The 17,391-nt window shown below is 71.7% G+C and carries 12 protein-coding genes; 9 read left to right on the top strand and 3 right to left on the bottom strand.

From position 1 onward, the window contains the following. Nucleotides 1–21: 21 nt before the first annotated feature. Both AC1DYG_RS17745 and AC1DYG_RS17740 read right to left on the bottom strand, forming a co-directional pair. Nucleotides 22–813, bottom strand: a complete 792-nt coding sequence (locus tag AC1DYG_RS17745; protein WP_477641191.1) for a DinB family protein — start codon at nucleotides 811–813, stop codon at nucleotides 22–24. Then, a complete protein-coding gene (locus AC1DYG_RS17740; protein WP_477641190.1) occupies nucleotides 810–1,409 on the bottom strand; it encodes a mycothiol transferase in 600 nt (199 codons plus the stop codon). Before AC1DYG_RS17740 ends, AC1DYG_RS17745 begins: the two co-directional genes overlap by 4 nt. Nucleotides 1,410–1,470: 61 nt before the next feature. On the opposite strand from AC1DYG_RS17740, the gene AC1DYG_RS17735 reads away from it, so the two are divergent. The 7 genes from AC1DYG_RS17735 (at nucleotide 1,471) to AC1DYG_RS17705 (ending at nucleotide 14,581) form a co-directional block, all read left to right on the top strand. After that, nucleotides 1,471–2,430 (top strand): helix-turn-helix transcriptional regulator, encoded by a 960-nt coding sequence (locus AC1DYG_RS17735; RefSeq protein ID WP_477641189.1) that lies wholly within the window; start codon nucleotides 1,471–1,473, stop codon nucleotides 2,428–2,430. Between the two features lie 134 nt (nucleotides 2,431–2,564). After that, on the top strand, nucleotides 2,565–6,257 hold the full coding sequence (locus tag AC1DYG_RS17730; protein WP_477641188.1) for a DUF4132 domain-containing protein: 3,693 nt from the start codon (nucleotides 2,565–2,567) through the stop codon (nucleotides 6,255–6,257). After that, nucleotides 6,254–7,351 carry an ATP-binding protein gene (locus AC1DYG_RS17725; protein ID WP_477641187.1) on the top strand — a complete coding sequence of 366 codons (1,098 nt, stop codon included), beginning with the start codon at nucleotides 6,254–6,256 and terminating at the stop codon, nucleotides 7,349–7,351. The genes AC1DYG_RS17730 and AC1DYG_RS17725 overlap by 4 nt, the downstream gene beginning before the upstream one ends. Nucleotides 7,352–7,353: 2 nt before the next feature. Beyond that, nucleotides 7,354–9,807, top strand: coding sequence for a DUF5682 family protein (locus AC1DYG_RS17720; protein WP_477641186.1), 2,454 nt, complete (start codon nucleotides 7,354–7,356; stop codon nucleotides 9,805–9,807). After that, nucleotides 9,804–10,928: a VWA domain-containing protein gene (locus AC1DYG_RS17715; RefSeq protein ID WP_477641185.1), complete on the top strand. Its 1,125-nt coding sequence runs from the start codon at nucleotides 9,804–9,806 to the stop codon at nucleotides 10,926–10,928. Before AC1DYG_RS17720 ends, AC1DYG_RS17715 begins: the two co-directional genes overlap by 4 nt. Continuing rightward, entirely contained in the window at nucleotides 10,925–13,057 is a 2,133-nt protein-coding gene (locus AC1DYG_RS17710) for a hypothetical protein (RefSeq protein ID WP_477641184.1), read from the top strand. Before AC1DYG_RS17715 ends, AC1DYG_RS17710 begins: the two co-directional genes overlap by 4 nt. Before the next feature lie 24 nt (nucleotides 13,058–13,081). Continuing rightward, nucleotides 13,082–14,581 carry a hypothetical protein gene (locus AC1DYG_RS17705; RefSeq protein WP_477641183.1) on the top strand — a complete coding sequence of 500 codons (1,500 nt, stop codon included), beginning with the start codon at nucleotides 13,082–13,084 and terminating at the stop codon, nucleotides 14,579–14,581. Here the strand turns inward: AC1DYG_RS17705 and AC1DYG_RS17700 are convergent. Beyond that, nucleotides 14,567–14,968: a hypothetical protein gene (locus tag AC1DYG_RS17700; protein ID WP_477641182.1), complete on the bottom strand. Its 402-nt coding sequence runs from the start codon at nucleotides 14,966–14,968 to the stop codon at nucleotides 14,567–14,569. The two genes, AC1DYG_RS17705 and AC1DYG_RS17700, sit on opposite strands and share 15 nt — an antisense overlap. 212 nt (nucleotides 14,969–15,180) lie before the next feature. Here AC1DYG_RS17700 and AC1DYG_RS17695 point away from each other — a divergent pair, with 212 nt between their 5' ends. Both AC1DYG_RS17695 and AC1DYG_RS17690 read left to right on the top strand, forming a co-directional pair. Continuing rightward, nucleotides 15,181–15,915 carry a response regulator transcription factor gene (locus AC1DYG_RS17695; protein ID WP_477641181.1) on the top strand — a complete coding sequence of 245 codons (735 nt, stop codon included), beginning with the start codon at nucleotides 15,181–15,183 and terminating at the stop codon, nucleotides 15,913–15,915. Next, nucleotides 15,912–17,378, top strand: a complete 1,467-nt coding sequence (locus AC1DYG_RS17690) for a sensor histidine kinase (protein WP_477641180.1) — start codon at nucleotides 15,912–15,914, stop codon at nucleotides 17,376–17,378. Before AC1DYG_RS17695 ends, AC1DYG_RS17690 begins: the two co-directional genes overlap by 4 nt. The last annotated feature ends 13 nt before the right edge of the window (nucleotides 17,379–17,391 follow it).

Raw genomic sequence — 17,391 nt, 5'->3', positions numbered from 1 at the left:
GGGGGCGCTCAGGTTGCGGGGTCAGCCGGTCCGCTGCTCGAGGACGGTGAGGTCACGGATGGCGTACTGGTGGTGGTACCACTCCTCGTTGACGATGCAGCCCACCACGTCGGACACCGGGAAGTCCGCCGGCTCGGGATAGCCCGGCTCGGTGACCGGAGTGGTCCGAGCCGCGAGCTTCTCGTCCGTGAGCCCGTCCACCACGGTGCGCATGCTGGCCATCCGGTCGCGCCGCAGCTCCAGCACCTCGTCGAGCGACGGTCGCGCCGACTGGTCACGAGGCACCGCGGGGATGTCGCCCATGTCGTCGTGGGGCAGGTCCAGCGGACTCCACGGCGACGGGTCGCCGAGCAGGGCGCGGCGGATCCAGGCGTCCGTGGCGAACACGAGGTGGCGCAGCGTCTCGATGAAGGACCACTCCTCGTCGACCCGCTCGTGCAGCAGCCCGGGGTCGAGTCGGCGAGCCCGCTCGACCGTCTCGGCCCACCGGCGTTCGATGATGTCCCACGCCTCGCGGAACTCCGCGGGCGTGTGCGGCCGCATCTTCGCGCGGTCGGGCTCCAGGCGGTCGAGCTCGGCCTCGACGAACCCGGTGACGTCGACGCCATTGACCGTGAGCCGCTCCACCTCCCCGCTGATCTCCACGTCGACGAGCTGCGACCCCCTGATCCTCGCGCCCTTCAGGGCGACGTTCTTGAACCGCGCGTTGGTCAGGTAGGTGTCGTCGAAGACTGCCTCGCTGAAGTCGAACCTCCGGAACGTCGCCCCCCGGTGGGAGCTGTCGAACCCGGGCTTCTCGTCGTGGTCGGTCATCGCGTCGGCCAGGTCCAGGCACCCGACACCGGCTGCCAGCCGGGCGGTGGATCCTCGCCCACCCGGCCGTCGACGGCCTCGCGCAGCAGGTCTGCGTGACCGGTGTGGCGGCCGTACTCCTCGACCATGTCGAACAGCAGGCGACGCAGGTTGGCGTGGTTCCCCTCGTCGTCGTGTGCCTCGACCAACCGGCCCACCCCACCGTCGGCCAAGGCCCCGGCCACCCTCGACCTGGCCCGCGCGACCGCACCGTCGTAGAGCGCGTAGAGGACCTCAGGTGAGTCGCTGGCCGCCGACTCGAACTCCCAGTCGTCGCTGCCGTCCCAGCCGTTGTCGTCCCACGCAGGGTCCATCGGAGCGCCGGTCAGCTGCACCGTGAACTTGTAGTCCTCGTTGGAGGCGAGATGCTTGAGCAGCCCGCCGAGAGTGAGCGTCGAGGCGCCGATGCGTCCGCCCAGGCCTGCGGAGTCGAGCCCGTCCACCTTGAAGCGGAACGTCGCGCGGAGCCGGTCGAGGGCACCCAGCAGCGCATCGGTCTCGGTGCCGGCCAGCGGCGGCTCCCAAGGGGTGTCGGTCGCGGGGGCTGTCGTTCCCATGCCTGCACGGTAGGACTGGTTCCGGACATTCGGCTACCGCATCCAGCCCTACCCTGTCCTCATGTCGCCGTCCGACACCAGCCCGACCGCCCGGGCCCTGCTCACCCTCGAGCTCGTCCAGGGCAGTCCCGGCATCACCGCCGGGCGCCTCGCGGAGCGTCTGGGAGTGACCGAACGCGCGGCTCGCCGCTACGTCGCGATCCTGCGGGAGGCCGGCATACCCCTGGAGTCCGAACGCGGCCCCTATGGGGGCTATCGCGTTGGCCGCGGACTGCGGCTGCCCCCGCTGATGTTCGAGGCGAGTGAGGCGCTGGCCCTGGTCATGGCGGTGCTGGACGGCCACCACCAGGCCGCGGACCCCTCCGATCCCGCGGGGAGTGCGCTCGGCAAGATCATCAGGGCCCTCCCGGAACCCGTCGCCGCCCAGGCGGAGGCGGTCCGCCGCGCGACGGCGCCCGCCCCGGACCGCTCCGCCGCCCGGCCGAACCCCCAGACGACCACCGCCCTCGTGCAGGCCAGCATCGACCGGGTGCGGGTGCGGATCGGCTACCGGACCGAGGCGGGGCGCGAGTGGTCACAGGACGTCGACCCGTGGGCAGTGGTGGTCCGCCACGGCCGCTGGTACCTGCTCTGCTGGAGCCACGCGGCGACGGCCCTGCGGGCCTTCCGGATCGACCGGGTCACGGCCGTCGCCACCCTCGTGGAGAGGTTCGTGCCACCGCCGGACCTCGACCCGGTCGCCGAGCTCGAGGCCCACCTGTCGGCCGGCTGGGAGTACGCCACCGACGTCGTCGTGGAGGCGCCGCTCGAGACCGTGAGCCACATCCTCCCCCGCGGGCTCGGCCGGCTCGAGGAGACCTCCGAGGGCGGCACCCGGCTGGTGGGGAGCACGAGCAACCCCACCTGGTATGCCGAGCAGCTGGCTGTGCTGCCCGCTCCCTTCCGCATCGTGAATGGTCCCGAGCTGCGCGCTGCCGCGCAGCAGATCGCCCGGCGGATGGCAGACGCCGCCCGCGACTGACCATCGCGGCAGCGTCGGAACGGGCGCAGGCAGCACCTTCGTCCGACCTGATCGCGAACACGGCACCTCGGTCGGTGCGGTCGACTATCTTCGTGCCGTCCGCGCACGGGGCGCGTGTCGAGGAGGGGGCGCGGATGGCCGCGTGGTTCAGGAAGAAGGAGTCGGGAGTCGCGGCGGGCGTCCCGAAGGCCTGGAGCGCTGCACTGAACGAGGTGCTCAAGGGGTTGTCCAAGGGACACGAGGACCTCCCCGCCGAGGTCCGCTCCTACGTGCTCACCGGCGAACCGGCCAGCTGCCTCGGCAGGGTGGCCACCTGTCAGGACGCCCCCCACGTCCTCGGTGGGGTTCCTTGGGGGGCTATCGCGTCGGAGACGGCCAACGGCAGGCTGTATGCCGCCCTGCCGATGGTGCCGACGGAGGTGCTGCTGCGCTGGGCACGGGTGCTCGAGACCGCGGTCGTGGCCAACCTGTGGCACGTCCAGCTCGAGGAGATCAACGGTCGTCGCACGATCGAGGCGCTCCTGAGGGCGGTGGCCACGACCAACCGCGTGGCGGCCGACAGACACGTCCGCGAGGCCCTGACCCATGGGATCCTCGAGGACCTGCTCGAGGCGGACGGCAGCCCGCGTTCGGCCCTCCTGGCGCGGGCCTTCGGTCCCAGCCCGGCGACCTACCAGTCCGGCCTCGGCGATGTCCGCACCCTGCTCATGGTCCTGCCCGACTACGACGAGGCTGTGCAGCGGCACGCCGACGAGGTCCGGGCGGCGATCGGGCGGGCCAAGGCTGCCACCGTCCTGATGGTGGTGGAGCTGCTCGCAGCCCTCTCGCCCCAGACCCGTGAACTGTTCGCCGACGAGATCACCGACCTCGCCACGGCGACCAGTGCCCGGGTCCGCGACGCCGCCACCCCGATGGTCGCGAGCGGCGGTCCGGCCTTCACCGGGCCACTGCGGCAGCGGGCGACCGCGGGCAGACCGGAACAGCGACTGCATGCCCTGCGCCTGCTTCGCAGCCTCGCCACCACTGCCGAGGACCGCGCATGGACGGAGGCGACCGCAGCCGCCGACCGGGCGCCCAGCGTCCTGGCCCTCGTCGAGGAGTGGTCCAGTGCGCCCGCCCCCGACGACGCTCCTGAGGTCGTGCCCGACACCGAGCCGCGTCCGGTGATCGACTGGACGGTGTCGCTCACCCCCGCCCTCCGCGACGTGTTCGAGACCTTCCGACGGCAGACGAACGAGGCGATCGACAAGTCCAACGCCCAGATGGTGCGCCAGGCCGAGGCCTTCAAGGCCCACCACGGGACCGCACCCACCTGGCTGCAGTCGCGCCCTCACCTGGCGCGGGGCGAGGTCGACGACCTCCTGGGACGCATCGCGTCGGGCCGACCCCCGCGGACGGACGGCAAGGGCAGCGGCGGACCCCGCTCCAACACCGGTGCGGCGTTCATGCCAGAGCTGGCCCGGCACCCCGACGTCACCCTTGCCGTGCTGGCGCACGTGCTTCATCACTTCGGGCTGCTCGTCCAGCACGACGGGACGATGGACACCCAGTCCGCGGCGTGCTTCAACGCCCGCCACGCCGCCCTCGGCACTCCCACTCTCAACGAGCTGGCCGCCCTTTACGACGACATGGGTCTCGACGGAGCCCGCGCCGTCCTGCGTCGCCACTGCGCCAGCTGGGGCGAGGTCCTCGGCCGCGACTGGCCGCGGGAGGCAGTGGCCCCGTTCGTTGCGGACCACCTCGACGAGCTGTCGGCCTCCCTCGGCCGCCAGAACGACTGGTACATCGACGATGCCGCCACCTACCGGGCCATCGCGACCCTGTCCACGCTGCCCCGCGCCCTCGTGGAGCGGCTCTTCCCCGTCGCCCTGACCGGGCCCAAGGCGCACCGATCGCTGGCGCAGGAGGCCCTCGCCCGACTGCCCGAGCGCGACCAGCGCGTCACCACCGCCCTCGCCGACGGGAAGGCTGAGGTCCGGGTCGAGGCGGCCCGCTGGATCGGCCGCGTCGGCATCGCGACCGCGGTCCCCGCCCTCGAGCAGGCCCTCGCCAAGGAGAAGCAGGACGTCGCCAAGGGCGCCATCCTCGACGCCCTGGAAGCGCTGGGCCAGCCGGTGGAGAACTACCTCGACCGCGACACCCTCGCGATCGAGTCCGAGAAGGCGGTCGCCAGGGGCCTGCCCAAGGACCTCGACTGGTTCCCGTGGGGCGCCCTGCCGCAGGTGCGGTGGGCCGACAGCGGCGAACAGGTGGCCCTGACCACCCTGCAGTCGTTGTTCGCGCAGGCGGTGAAGGCGAAGTCCCCAGAGCCCAACGCGATCCTGCGTCGGTACTGCTCGATGCTCGCGCCCACCGACCGCGTGCGCCTCGGCCAGTTCGTCCTCGACACCTGGATCGCCAGGGACCTGGCGCCCGTGGACCGAGAGACCGCGGAGGCTGCCGCCCACACCCAGGCCGGGTGGACCCACCGGTGGATGCAGAACAACCCCGCCCACTTCCAGGACGACCCGCTGCTGGGCCTGACGGTGGAGCAGATCGCAGCGCACTACCTGCCGGCCCAGCTGCGCCAACCGCGGGGTTCGGCGACCACCACCAAGGGCCTGCTGGCCGTCGCGGCCGCCTGCGCTGGCGAGGGGGCTGCGGCGTCTGCCTCGCGCTACCTCCAGGAGTGGTACGGCATGCGCGCCGCCCAGGGCAAGGCGTTGATCGGGATGCTGGCCTGGGTCGACCATCCGAGCGCCACCCAGCTGATGCTGTCGGTCGGGTCCCGGTTCCGCACCAAGTCCTTCCAGGACGAGGCCACGCGTCAGGCCGAGGCGATGGCCGAACGCAAGGGCTGGACATTGAACGAGCTGGCCGACCGCACCATCCCCACGGCGGGGCTCGACGAGTCGGGAGTGCTGCAGCTGAGCTACGGCGAGCGGGTGTTCACCGCGTCCCTCCTGCCCGACCTGACCCTCGAGCTGCGCAACCCCGAGGGCACCAAGGTCGCCGCACTCCCGACCCCCCGCAAGACCGATGACGAGGAGCGGGTCAAGGAGTCCAAGAAGGCGCTGGCCACGGGGCGCAAGGAGGTCAAGGCGGTCGTCAAGCTGCAGAGTGAGCGGCTCTACGAGGCCCTGTGCACCGACCGTGACTGGGCATTCGAGGACTGGGACCGCTATCTCAACCGGCACCCGCTCATGCACCTGCTCGTCCAGCGCCTCGTCTGGGCGGCCACCGACGAGGCCGGCGAAGCCGTGCTGTTCCGACCGCTGGACGACTTCACCCTGACCGACCTCGCCGACGACGAGGTCACCCTCGCCTCGGGCGATCGCGTGCGACTGGCTCACGACACCAACCTCACCGCCGACGTCGTGGCCGCCTGGCAGGAGCACCTCGCCGACTACGAGGTCACGCCCCTCTTCCAGCAGTTCGGCAAGGGGACGTTCACGATCGGGGATGCCCGGCGCAAGGACAAGGAGATCACCGACTTCCGCGGCTGCCTCATCGAGGCGTTCAAGCTGCGAGGGCGGGCCACCCGACTGGGTTACGCCCGGGGGAGCGCCGAGGACGGCGGCTGGTTCTACTCCTACGAGAAGCGCTTCCCGACGCTCGGCATGAGCACCCGGATCGAGTTCTCCGGCAACGGCCTCCCCGAGGAGAACCGCACGGTCGCCCTGACCGGACTCGGTTTCCAGCGCCACTCCGAGAACGGGCACACCTCCGCCATGTCTCTCGGCGAGGTCCCCGCGGTGCTGCTCTCCGAGGCCTACAACGACGTGCGGGTCCTCGCCGGCGAAGGCTCTGGACCCGACCCCGACTGGGATAAGAAGGTACTCATGTGACCACCTCACCCACCATCCTGCGGGCCCCGGCCGAGCAGGTGTATGCCGGTGAGCTCGCCGGGCTCGCGGAGCGCGACCGCGGTCCGCGGCCCGAGGGCTGGAACCTCTCGCCACGCTCCGTGCGGACGTTCATCCTCGGTGACGACAAGGCTGGCGTCACGAAGAAGTACTACGGCGACGACGCCTTGGTCGACCGCTGTGTCGTGACGCTGATGAGCAACCGCGGTCTCCTGCTCGTGGGCGAACCCGGCACGGCCAAGTCGATGCTGTCCGAGCTGCTGGCCGCCGCCATCACCGGCGACTCGACGTGCACGGTGCAGGGCGCCTCGGGCACCACGAGTGACCAGATCACCTACTCCTGGAACTACGCCCTGCTGCTGGCCGAGGGACCCACTCAAAGGGCCCTCGTCAAGGGTCCGGTCTACGAGGCCATGGCAGGCGGGCGGATCTGCCGGTTCGAGGAGGTCACCCGCGTCCAGCCCGAGATCCAGGACGTCCTCATCGGCCTGATGTCCGACAAGGTCCTGCACGTTCCCGAGCTCGAGGGCGACGACGCCACGGTGTTCGCCCAGCGCGGCTTCAACCTGCTGGCCACGGCGAACCTGCGGGACCGCGGTGTCCACGAGATGTCGAGCGCCCTCAAGCGGCGGTTCAACTTCGAGACGGTCAAGCCGATCTCGGACCGCCGACTCGAAGCCCGACTGGTCCGTGAGCAGACCGACGCCCTGCTCGGCGTGGCCGGTGTGAGCACTCGCCTCGACGGCCAGGTGGTCGAGCTGCTCGTGACGGCGTTCCACGACCTCCGCGACGGAGTCACGGCCGAAGGCGTGGTGGTCGAGAAGCCCAGTGCGGTCATGTCCTCCGCGGAGGCCGTCGCCGTCGGCTACGCCTCTGCGCTCGACGCGCACTACTTCGGCGATGGCGAGGTCGGCGGCGAGCACGTGGCTAGACAGCTCATCGGCACCGTGCTCAAGGACAACCCCGAGGACGGCAAGAAGCTGCGCCACTACTTCGACGTCGTGGTCAAGGAACGCGCCCGTCGCGACCGGCAGTGGAAGCGCGTCCTCGATGCCCGTCGTGAGCTCGACCGCTGACGGTGGGTGCTGACCCGGTGGTCGACGCGGGGCTCGTGACGAGCGGGGAGGTCGACAACCTCGCGGGGTCCTTGGTGTCCGACGAGCTGGTCGTGATGCCCGTGCGCCACCACAGCCCCGCGTGCGCCCTCCAGGTCCGGCGAGCGATCGCCGACCTGGCGCCGTCGGCGGTGCTCATCGAAGGTCCCCGGGGGATGACCCCCCTCATTCCGCTGCTCGCCCACCCCCAGGCGGTCATGCCGCTGGCGATCTACACGTATGCCGTGCGCAAGACCGGCGGGGAAGCCCATCGCTGGAGCGCCTACTACCCGTTCTGCGACTACTCCCCGGAGTACGTCGCCATCGCCGACGCCGCGGCTCGCGGCATCCCCACGTCGTTCATCGACCTCGACTTCGCCGAGCAGGCCATCCTCGAGTCTGACCGCGCCACCGCGACGGCACCGACACCCGGGGGTGACTCGCTGCTCGACGAGCGGCACTACCGCCACAGCGCCCGGCTCCAGGCGCTTGCCGAACGGCTCGGCTGCCGAGACCACGAGGACCTCTGGGAGCACCTGTTCGAAGCCGACGCCGAGACCACGTCGCGAGGCGAGCACGTCGCCCGCGTCACGGCATACTGCCTGCTCGCCCGACGGGACCACACGCTGCGCGAGCTGACGGCTGACGGGACCACGGAGCGCGAGGCCGAGATGGCCTGGCACATCAAGGAGGCCCTCGACGCTCGAGATGCCGGTGCGGGTCCGGTGCTCGTCGTGGTGGGCGGGTTCCACGCCGTTGCCCTGCCGGGACTCCTCGCCGGTCCCCCGGCGCGGCCGTCGGTGCCGATGACCGGGGTGACGGCCGACTCCGCGATCATCCGCTACACCTTCGAGCGGCTGGAACGGCTGAACGGCTACGCGTCGGGCATGACGTCCCCCGCGTGGCACCAGCACCTGTGGAGCCTGATGGCCGACGGGACGCGAGCGCCGCGCACGACCGCAGCCCTGACGGCACTGCTCGACATCACGGCCGAACTCCGCCGTCGCCACCACATGCCCGTGCCCACTCCGGCCGTCGCGGCAGCCTACGAGCAGACCCTTCGGCTCGCGGAGCTCCGCGACCGGCCCGCGCCGCTGCGCAGCGACCTGCTCGACGCCGTCACGAGCTGCTTCGTGAAGGGCGACGTCGACGTCGAGGGAGCACTGGTCCGGGCGGCTGCTCGGCACGTCCTCACCGGCTCGGCCGTCGGCACCGTCCCTCCTGGCGCGGGGACCCCACCGCTCGTCAGTGACACGCTCGAACGCCTCGGACGGGCTCGGCTCGACCTCGACGGCCTCGAGCGTCGGGTCACGGCCCTCGACATCTACCGCAGACCCGAGCACCGCACCACCAGTCGGATGCTGCACGGGCTGGCGCTGCTGGCAGTGCCGTTCGCGCACCGCGTGGCCGGACCTGACTTCGCTGCCGGGGTGGGGCTCGACCGGCTCCAGGAGAAGTGGGAGTACCTCTGGTCGCCTGCGACGGAGGGGTCGCTGGTGGAGGCCTCTGCCTACGGACCCACCCTGCCAGAGGCGGTGGTCGCCCGTTTCGAGGAACACCTTGCGGCGCAACGGGATTCGGGGGCGCGACGAGACGCCCGCCAGGCGACGGGCCTCCTTGCCCAGGCCTGCGTGCTCGGCCTCCATGGTCAGGCCACCGCCATCCTCCACCTGGTGGCGGAGGCCATCGCGACCGACGCGGCCTTCGACGGGCTGGTTCACGCGACCGTGCAGCTGGCGCTGCTGTCGGAGTCGCGCGAGCCGCTGGAAGCGCGCCACCTGACCAGCCTGCCCGACGTGCTGCGCGCGACCTACGAACGAGCCATCTACCTGGGCCGTGAGCTCACCGGCGCCCAGTGCGAGCCGGCCGCGGCCGCGCAGGCCCTGGTGTCACTCCGTGAGCTGCTCGTCGGCGTCGCAGGCGAGTCCCTGGACGCCGACCTGTACTGGCAGATGGTCGAGCGGCTCCGGGCCGGGCACGACCGTCCGCTGGTGCGCGGTGCGGCCGCGGGCCTGTGCTACTCCGCGGGGCGACTCGACTCGGCCGGGCTGGCGCAGGCGGTCGCCGGGCACCTCGCCGGCACCTCGTCGGCCGCCGATGCGGTGGGGTTCCTGCGCGGCCTGCTCATCACGGCCCGCGAGTCGGCCTGGCAGGAGCTGGGCCTCCTCGAGAGGGTCGACGAGCAGCTCGCGGGATGGGATGCCGACACGTTCATCGCCCACCTGCCCGAGCTGCGGCTCGCCTTCGCGGGCATGACGCCCGCCGAGACCGACCGCATCGCGACTCTCGTGGGAAAGCTCCACGGGCTCGCTGACCTCGGCAGCCTGCTCACCCGCGACACCGACGACGAGACGGTCCGCACCCACCTCGTCGTGTCGGCAGCGGCCGTGGGCCTGCTGGAGCGCGACGGCCTGGCGGCCTGGGTGGGTGGCGCGTGAGCGGCGTGGAGCGGTGGCGCCTGGTCCTCGGCCGGTATGCCGGGCGGCGCCTCGGTCACGCCGCCCCCGGTTCGGAGGACGCCCGGATGGAGGCGGCCCTCGACTACCTGTACGGACGGGAGTACGAGGGCCGGGGTGTCAGACCGGACGGCGATCACCTCGGGGCGGGGTCCCTCGACGACTCCCACCCCACCCTGGTGACCTGGCTGGGCGAGGTGCGTGAGCTGTTCCCCCGCGAGAGCGCCGAGGTGCTCGAGCAGCACGCGCTCGACCGCTACGGCCTCACCGAGCTCGTGACCGATCCACAGACCCTCGAGCGGCTCGAGCCCAGTGAGCACCTGCTCAAGACCCTGCTCGCGCTCAAGGGACACCTGAACGGCGAGGTCCTCGAGATCGCTCGACGGATCATCCGGCAGGTCGTGGAGGAGCTGCGGGCCAGGCTGGAGCTCGACCTGCGACGGGCGATGGCCGGACGGCTCAACCAGCACCGGCACTCGCCCCTGGCGGTCGGGGCCAACTTCGACGCGCTCGGCACGATCCGCCGCAACCTCAAGCACTACGACGCCCAGCGTCAGCAGCTGGTCCTGCAGGAGCTGTTGTTCTTCGAGCGCAACACCAGGCGCCTTCCGTGGGACGTCATCGTCTGCGTCGACCAGAGCGGGAGCATGGTCGGCTCGGTGATCCACAGCGCCGTCATGGCCGGCATCCTCACCGGGCTGCCTGCCTTCCGGGTGCGGCTGGTCGTCTTCGACACCAATGTCGTCGACCTCACCAGCCAGGCGGACGATCCCGTCGAGGTGCTCATGCGCGTGCAGCTCGGCGGGGGCACCGACATCGCCAAGGCCGTGCGGTACTGCTCCCAGCTGGTGGAACACCCCGAGCGAACCGTCCTCGTGCTCGTCACCGACTTCTGCGAGGGAGCCCCACCCGGAGAGCTCGTGCGCGCCGTGCGGGGTCTCGCCGAGGCGCGCGTCACCCTCCTCGGGCTGGCGGCGCTCGACGGTGAGGCCAGCCCCTTCTACGACCGTGCGATGGCCCAGCGCCTCGTGGACTGTGGCATGAAGGTTGCCGCCCTCACCCCCTCCCAGCTGGCTACCTGGCTCGTCGAGGTGACGTCGTGAGCGCCCTTGCCCGCTTGCTCGAGCAGCTGACGCGCTACGACGACGACGCCTGGGCAGCCCTCGCCAACCGTGGCCTCGTGCGGCGCGCCCGCAAGGACCTCGAGGGGACCGCGCCCACCCTCACCGACACCGGTGACCTCGTGGTCGTGCGGCTGGGCGCCAACACCGTCACCTTCGACGCCGCAGGCCCCCAGCACGCCAGGTGCAGCTGCCCCAGTGCGGTCGCCTGCCAGCACCTCTTGGCGGCGGGCATCTGGCTGGCTCAGCAAGCTCAGCACGGCACACCGTCGGCGTCCCCCGGGGTCGGACCGTCCAGCGACGACCACGACGCCGCCTCCACGGGGGACGCACCCCAACCCTTGGTCGACGAGGACAGCCTGCATGCCGAGCTGATGGCACTCACCACGGCGGAGCTGGTGGGGCACGCCGGCAAGGCCGGCCACCGGTGGGCCCACCAGTACGCCGCTGACGCTGACCTGGTCGACGAAGTCCGCATCACCACCGGCCAGCGGACCCTGGTCGCCCTCAGCAGCCCGAGGGTGACCTTCCGCTACATGGGTGGGGGCGTCAGCAGCCTGGTGCCCGACGCGCGGCTGCCGGCACTGGAGAAGTACCAGGTCGCCGTCGTGCTCCTCTACCAACGAGCCCATGGGGTGGAGCCGCAGGCCCCGGCACCCCTGCCGGGCCGCCACACCACGGACGACTCGCTGGGCGACAGCCGGGCTCGCCTGCGCGCCACGACGTCACGGCTCCTGGCCGATGTCGTGCGCCTCGGCCTGGCCCATCTCTCGCCAGGCGTCCACGAGCGGTTCGAGACCGTGGCGGTCTGGGCCCAGGGAGCGTCCTACCCACGGCTCGCGCTCCTGCTGCGACGCCTGGCCAACCATGTCGAGCTGCTCCTGGCCCGGTCGGCCGAAGCCGACGAGCAGAGGCTGCTCGACGAGGTGGCGCTGGCCTTCGCCCTGGTGCACGCGCTCGACGTCGCCGCCGACCAGGGTGCGGCGCCGGCGCACCTCGTGGGGACTGCACGCAACCGCTACGACGCCGTCCGACGGCTCGACCTCGTGGGCCTCGGGTCTCTCCCCTGGCGCAGCGGCTCGGGCTACCACGGGCTGACGACGCTGTTCTGGTGGCCGGAGGAGCAGCGCTTCGTCTCACTCACCGACGCACGGCCCGACAACCTGCGCGGTTGGGACCCCCGGGCACGCCACTCTGCTTCCGGACCGTGGCAGGGGCTGGTGTCTCCCGCCGCGGCCGCCGGGGCGCGGCTGACGCTGACCAACGCACAGCTCAGCGCCTCTGGACGGTTGTCCGGCGTCGAGTCGACCCAGGCCGTCGTGACCGCCCTCGACGGGGCTGACCTGGTGGGATCACTACCCGTGGTCACGCAGTGGCAGTCCCTGGAGAGGCCGTTGCGTGAGCGGTCTGGCCTGCTGTCCACCCCTGACCCGCTCCGGGACTGGGTCGTCCTGCGTCCCGCGGCGTTCGACGCGACCGACTTCGACCCAGTGAGCCAGCGGCTCACCTGGACGCTGCGCGACTCCACCGGCGACACGGTGACGGTGAGGACCGGCTACACGGCATACACGGCCCCGGTCATCCGGCGGCTCGAGGCGCTCACCCTGGCCGACCTCGACGACGCGCTGGTGGTCTGCCGGCTGGGTCTGTCCCGCGACGGCCTGGTGGGCGAGCCGCTCAGCCTGGTTCGCCCCCGCCGGTTGGCACCCGAGCACCCGGTCGAGTCCCTGTACTTCACCGAGACGTCCACGTCGTCGGACGCGCGGGCGTCGAAGGGGCCGGCGTCGAAGGGGCCGGCGTCGAAGGGGCCGCCAGCGTCACCCGACAGGGCTCACGCCCCCTCAGCGCCCCCTGCTGCTGCCGGCCTGCTGCCCCCCGAGCTCCTCGATCTGCGCGGTTGGGTGGTCGCCACGGCCGAGCGCGGCACGGGTGCGACGACTGGCGCCGGGGTCGTCGCCACACTCGAGCAGCACCATGCCCGGCTCCGCGCCGTCGGTCTCTCCGCCTACCCGGCGACGCTGGCCGACACCGACGGAGTCGACCAGCTCCTGCGGTCGCACTTCCTCACCATGCAGGTCAGCGCCCTGCTCACGGGCCGCTCGGAGGAGTGACCCACGACGCGGCATACTCGCCGCATGGCGCACAGTGGTCCACAACGCAGTGACTCCCACCAACCGCACGGAGTGGTCTTTCCCGAGGTGAACGGCAAGCGCAGCACCTCCGCGCTCGGGCGATCCGTCGTCGCGGACGCGCTGCGCGGGGTGGACCCGGTCGGGGCACAGGCTGCAGAGCGTGAGACCAACTGGCGCCAGGGATACCTGACCCACTTCAAGCGCCTGGTCGAGGCAGGGCTCCTGCGCGACGGCGAGGCGGCGGTCGACGTCGCGCGCGCCGGGCTGGACTCCCTGCGCGCCCGGATGCGGGCCACCACCGCGAGCGGGGAGGTGCCCCTCGACGGGGCCTTCGCCGCGGAACGGGGCGCAGCCCTCGGCACGGCGACCGTGCGAGGCACGGGCGAGCGCGCGACCGAGCTGAGCCTCCCGATGCACGGCGAGCGGCTGCGGGGCGACGCCCTGCGCAGGCAGCTCGACGACTGGACCACGCGCGGCATCATCGAACCCTCTGCGGCCGAGGCGGTCCGGACCGTGATGGCCAACCCGGAGTGGCTCGACCTGAGCGACCAGCGGGTCGTCGTGCTCGGAGCGGGTGCCGAGATGGGTCCCCTGCGCTCGATCCTGTCGTGGGGTGGTGAGGTCGTCGGCGTCGACCTGCCCCGTCCGGAGATCTGGAAGCGCGTCCTCGACGTCGCAGCGTCGTCGGCCGGAACCCTGCACCTGCCGGTGCCGGCCGGGGCCCACTGGTCGGCCGGCGACCTCGCCACCCACGCCGGGGCCGACCTGCTGCACGGGCTGCCCGCCATCGCCGACTGGCTCACCGAGGTGGACGGACCCATGGTGCTGGGCAACTACGTCTACGCCGACGGTGCCACCAACGTCCGGGTCTCCACGGCTGTCGACGCCCTCAGCACCGAGCTGATGTCCCGTCGGGCCGATGTCGCCCTGGCCTTCCTGGCCACCCCGACCGATGTCTTCGCCGTGCCCGGCGAGGCCGTCGAGCACTCCACCCGGAGCTATCGCGGACCGTCCACACCGATGCGGCTGGTCCGCCCGGCGCTGCGGACGGTGAGCGGCGGCCGACTGTTGCGACGCAACTACGCGCCGGGCACCGCCCCGGGGCTCAACGACAGCCTCGTCCCGCAGCAGGGACCGAACTACGCCCTGGCCAAACGACTCCAGCGGTGGCGGGCCACCGTTGCCCGCCGGGACGGCCGCACCGTGTCGCTCAACGTCGCGCCTCCCACCCGGACCCGTTCGGTGCTGAAGAACCGCGCCCTGGCCAGCGCCTACGCCGGTGCGCACCGGTTCGGGATCGAGGTCTTCGAACCCGCCACGAGCAACACGCTCATGGCCGCCCTCCTCGTCCACGACCTGCGGACCGCGCCCCAGGTGCCGACCACCCCCTGGCGCGAGGAAGCTGCTGGGGCCGTGCACGGCGGGCTGTGGCGTACTGCCTACGACCCGCGCAGCGCCCTCGGGATCGCTGTCGTCCTCGGCCTGGGCTCAGCCAGGACCTGAGCCCTGGGCCCCGGGGACCTGCTGCCTGAGCCCGGGGCCACCCTGACCGACGCCGCCCTGACCGACGCCGCCCTGACCGAAGCCCGGTCGCTGACCGCCCCCGGGGCCGAAGCCGCCCTGCTGGACCTGGCCACCACCCAGCTGGGTGCCCGGCGGCACGGCGGCGGCAGCGGCTACCGCTCCCATCGACGAGATACCGATGGCTAGCGCCGCGGCGATCGCCGTCTTGCGACCGGTCCAGGTGGGCGGGTTGAGTGCCGGCGCCGTGGTCGGCGATGCCGCGCTGGGAGTCGCGGTCGGCGCGGAGGCCGGCGGCGCGGCATACGGGATGGTCTGGGTCTGGGCCCATGGGAGCTCGGTGGTTTCGTCCGTGCGCGGGGTCGTCATCGGGGTCTCCGAACGTCGATGGGTGAAGGTGATCGACTCCGAGACTCGGCCGGTCGGCTGTGGCGATCCTGTGTGTCGGGTGTCGAAGGACTGAGCCTTCGGAACAGGGGTCGCCTTGCGCGATGGAGCGACCGCACCCGGCACAGAGGGCTCACAGGATTCGCACAGGAGTTACGGGGGCGTCGCACATGGTTCCGGTGTTTCCTAGAGCCATGAACACGAAGCAGTCCGCCTCCGCCAAGCTCCAGCGCCTCGACGGCTCCCCCGTCCGCGTTCTCGTCGTCGACGACGAGAACAACCTGACCGAGCTGCTGAGCATGGCCCTGCGCTACGAGGGCTGGGAGGTCCGCACCGCGGCCACCGGCGTCGCGGCCGTCCGGGCGGCCCGCGAGTTCCAGCCCGACGCAGTCGCCCTCGACATGATGCTGCCGGACTTCGACGGACTCGAGGTGCTGCGTCGGATGCGCGGCGACAACCCCAACGTGCCGGTGCTCTTCCTGACCGCCAAGGACGCGGTCGAGGACCGCGTGGCCGGCCTGACCGCCGGCGGCGACGACTACGTCACCAAGCCGTTCAGCCTCGAGGAGGTCGTCGCCCGGTTGCGCGCCCTGATGCGGCGCACTGCCGTCGTGACCGACGACTCCGCCTCGGTGCTGGCCGTCGGCGACCTCACGATGGACGAGGACAGCCACGAGGTGATGCGCGGGGGTGAGCAGATCAACCTCACCGCCACGGAGTTCGAGCTGCTGAGGTACCTCATGCGCAACCCCAAGCGAGTGCTCTCCAAGGCCCAGATCCTCGACCGGGTCTGGAACTACGACTTCGGCGGCCAGGCCAACGTGGTCGAGCTCTACATCTCCTACCTGCGCAAGAAGGTCGACGCCGGTCGCGAGCCGATGATCCACACGATGCGCGGCGTCGGATACGTCCTCAAGCCCGCCACATGAGCCCCGCCGCTGCCGTCGGTGCGGCCCGGTCGCACCTCAACCCGGCCACCTGGACACTCAGCAGGAAGCTGATCGCCACGGTCGTCGGGCTGTTCCTCGCCATCACGCTGGTCACGTCCTCGCTGACCGTCCTGCTGCTGCACGACTTCCTCGTCGGCCGCCTGGACCAGGACCTCCAGTCGACCCTGGTCCGGGCCGGCGGTCCGCGGTCCAACGATGGCCGGGGACCCGGCCCCAGCGGTGCGGGCGGCCCCCTCCCCGGTGGCGGTGGCCAGTCCCTCGTCCTGGTGGTCCGTGACGGCATCGCCACCGTCAACAGGGTCGAGCACGACGAGACCACCGGCACACTCACCGACGCGCAGGTCAACTCGCTGCAGGCCGCGGGGATCGGCACCACCCCCAAGACCGTCGAGATCGAGGGGCTGGGCGCCTATCGCGTGGCCTCTGCTCGTGAAGCGGACGGCGACACGGTCATCTCGGGGCTTCCCACAGGGGGCGTCACGGAGACCATCAACAAGGTGATCACCCTCATGGTGGGTGGCACCATCGTCGGGTTCATCCTCGTCTCGGCCGGCGGGCTCTGGCTGGTGCGCCGCAACCTCGCTCCCCTCCAGCGCGTCGCCCACACCGCGACGAAGGTCTCCAACCTCAAGCTCGACTCCGGAGACGTCGCGCTCGCCGAGCGCCTCGCGGAGGCCGACACCGACCCTCGCACCGAGGTCGGCCAGGTCGGGCTCGCCCTCAACAACATGCTCGACAACGTCGAGGGAGCCCTCCAGTCCCGGCACGAGAGCGAGCAGCGCGTGCGTCAGTTCGTCGCCGATGCCTCGCACGAGCTGCGGACGCCGTTGGCGTCCATCCGCGGGTATGCCGAGCTGTCCCGTCGCGAGCGCGAGCCGGTGCCCGCTTCGGTCACGCACGCCTTGTCGCGCGTCGAGTCCGAAGCCTTGCGGATGCAGGGACTCGTCGAGGACCTGCTGCTGCTGGCCCGGCTCGACGCCGGTCGGCCGCTCGACCGCGAACCGGTCGACCTGTCGCTGCTGGCCATGGACGCGGTGAGCGATGCGCACGCTGCCTCTCCCGACCACCGCTGGGAGCTGGACCTGCCCGACCAGCCGGTCGAGGTGACCGGTGACCACGCGCGGTTGCACCAGGTCGTGGCCAACCTGCTCGCCAACGCCCGCACCCACACCCCCGCCGGCACGCGGGTCGTCACCTCGATCAAGCCGGATGGCCAGTGGATCCGGGTGAGCGTCTCGGACGACGGGCCAGGCGTGCCGAAGTCGTTGCAGGGCAACGTCTTCAACCGGTTCACCCGAGGGGACGACTCCCGCAACCGAGCGGCTGGGTCCACCGGGCTCGGCCTGTCCATCGTCGACGCGGTGGCCAAGTCGCACGGTGGCAACGTCGAGCTCTCCTCGACCCCCGGCGACACGACCTTCACGGTCCTGCTCCCCGCCTGACCCGGCCGACTTG

It is taken from the genome of Pedococcus sp. P1_H8, assembly GCF_056405175.1.
Note: the sequence above shows the minus strand (reverse complement) of the source record. Positions and strands in the feature narration are given on the sequence as shown.

Coding starts and splice junctions, on each gene's coding strand:
- AC1DYG_RS17740 (WP_477641190.1), bottom strand. CDS start 1,409: ATGGGAACGACAGCCCCCGCGACCGACACCCCTTGGGAGCCGCCGCTG.
- AC1DYG_RS17700 (WP_477641182.1), bottom strand. CDS start 14,968: ATGACGACCCCGCGCACGGACGAAACCACCGAGCTCCCATGGGCCCAG.
- AC1DYG_RS17730 (WP_477641188.1), top strand. CDS start 2,565: ATGGCCGCGTGGTTCAGGAAGAAGGAGTCGGGAGTCGCGGCGGGCGTC.
- AC1DYG_RS17735 (WP_477641189.1), top strand. CDS start 1,471: ATGTCGCCGTCCGACACCAGCCCGACCGCCCGGGCCCTGCTCACCCTC.
- AC1DYG_RS17705 (WP_477641183.1), top strand. CDS start 13,082: ATGGCGCACAGTGGTCCACAACGCAGTGACTCCCACCAACCGCACGGA.
- AC1DYG_RS17695 (WP_477641181.1), top strand. CDS start 15,181: ATGAACACGAAGCAGTCCGCCTCCGCCAAGCTCCAGCGCCTCGACGGC.
- AC1DYG_RS17690 (WP_477641180.1), top strand. CDS start 15,912: ATGAGCCCCGCCGCTGCCGTCGGTGCGGCCCGGTCGCACCTCAACCCG.
- AC1DYG_RS17745 (WP_477641191.1), bottom strand. CDS start 813: ATGACCGACCACGACGAGAAGCCCGGGTTCGACAGCTCCCACCGGGGG.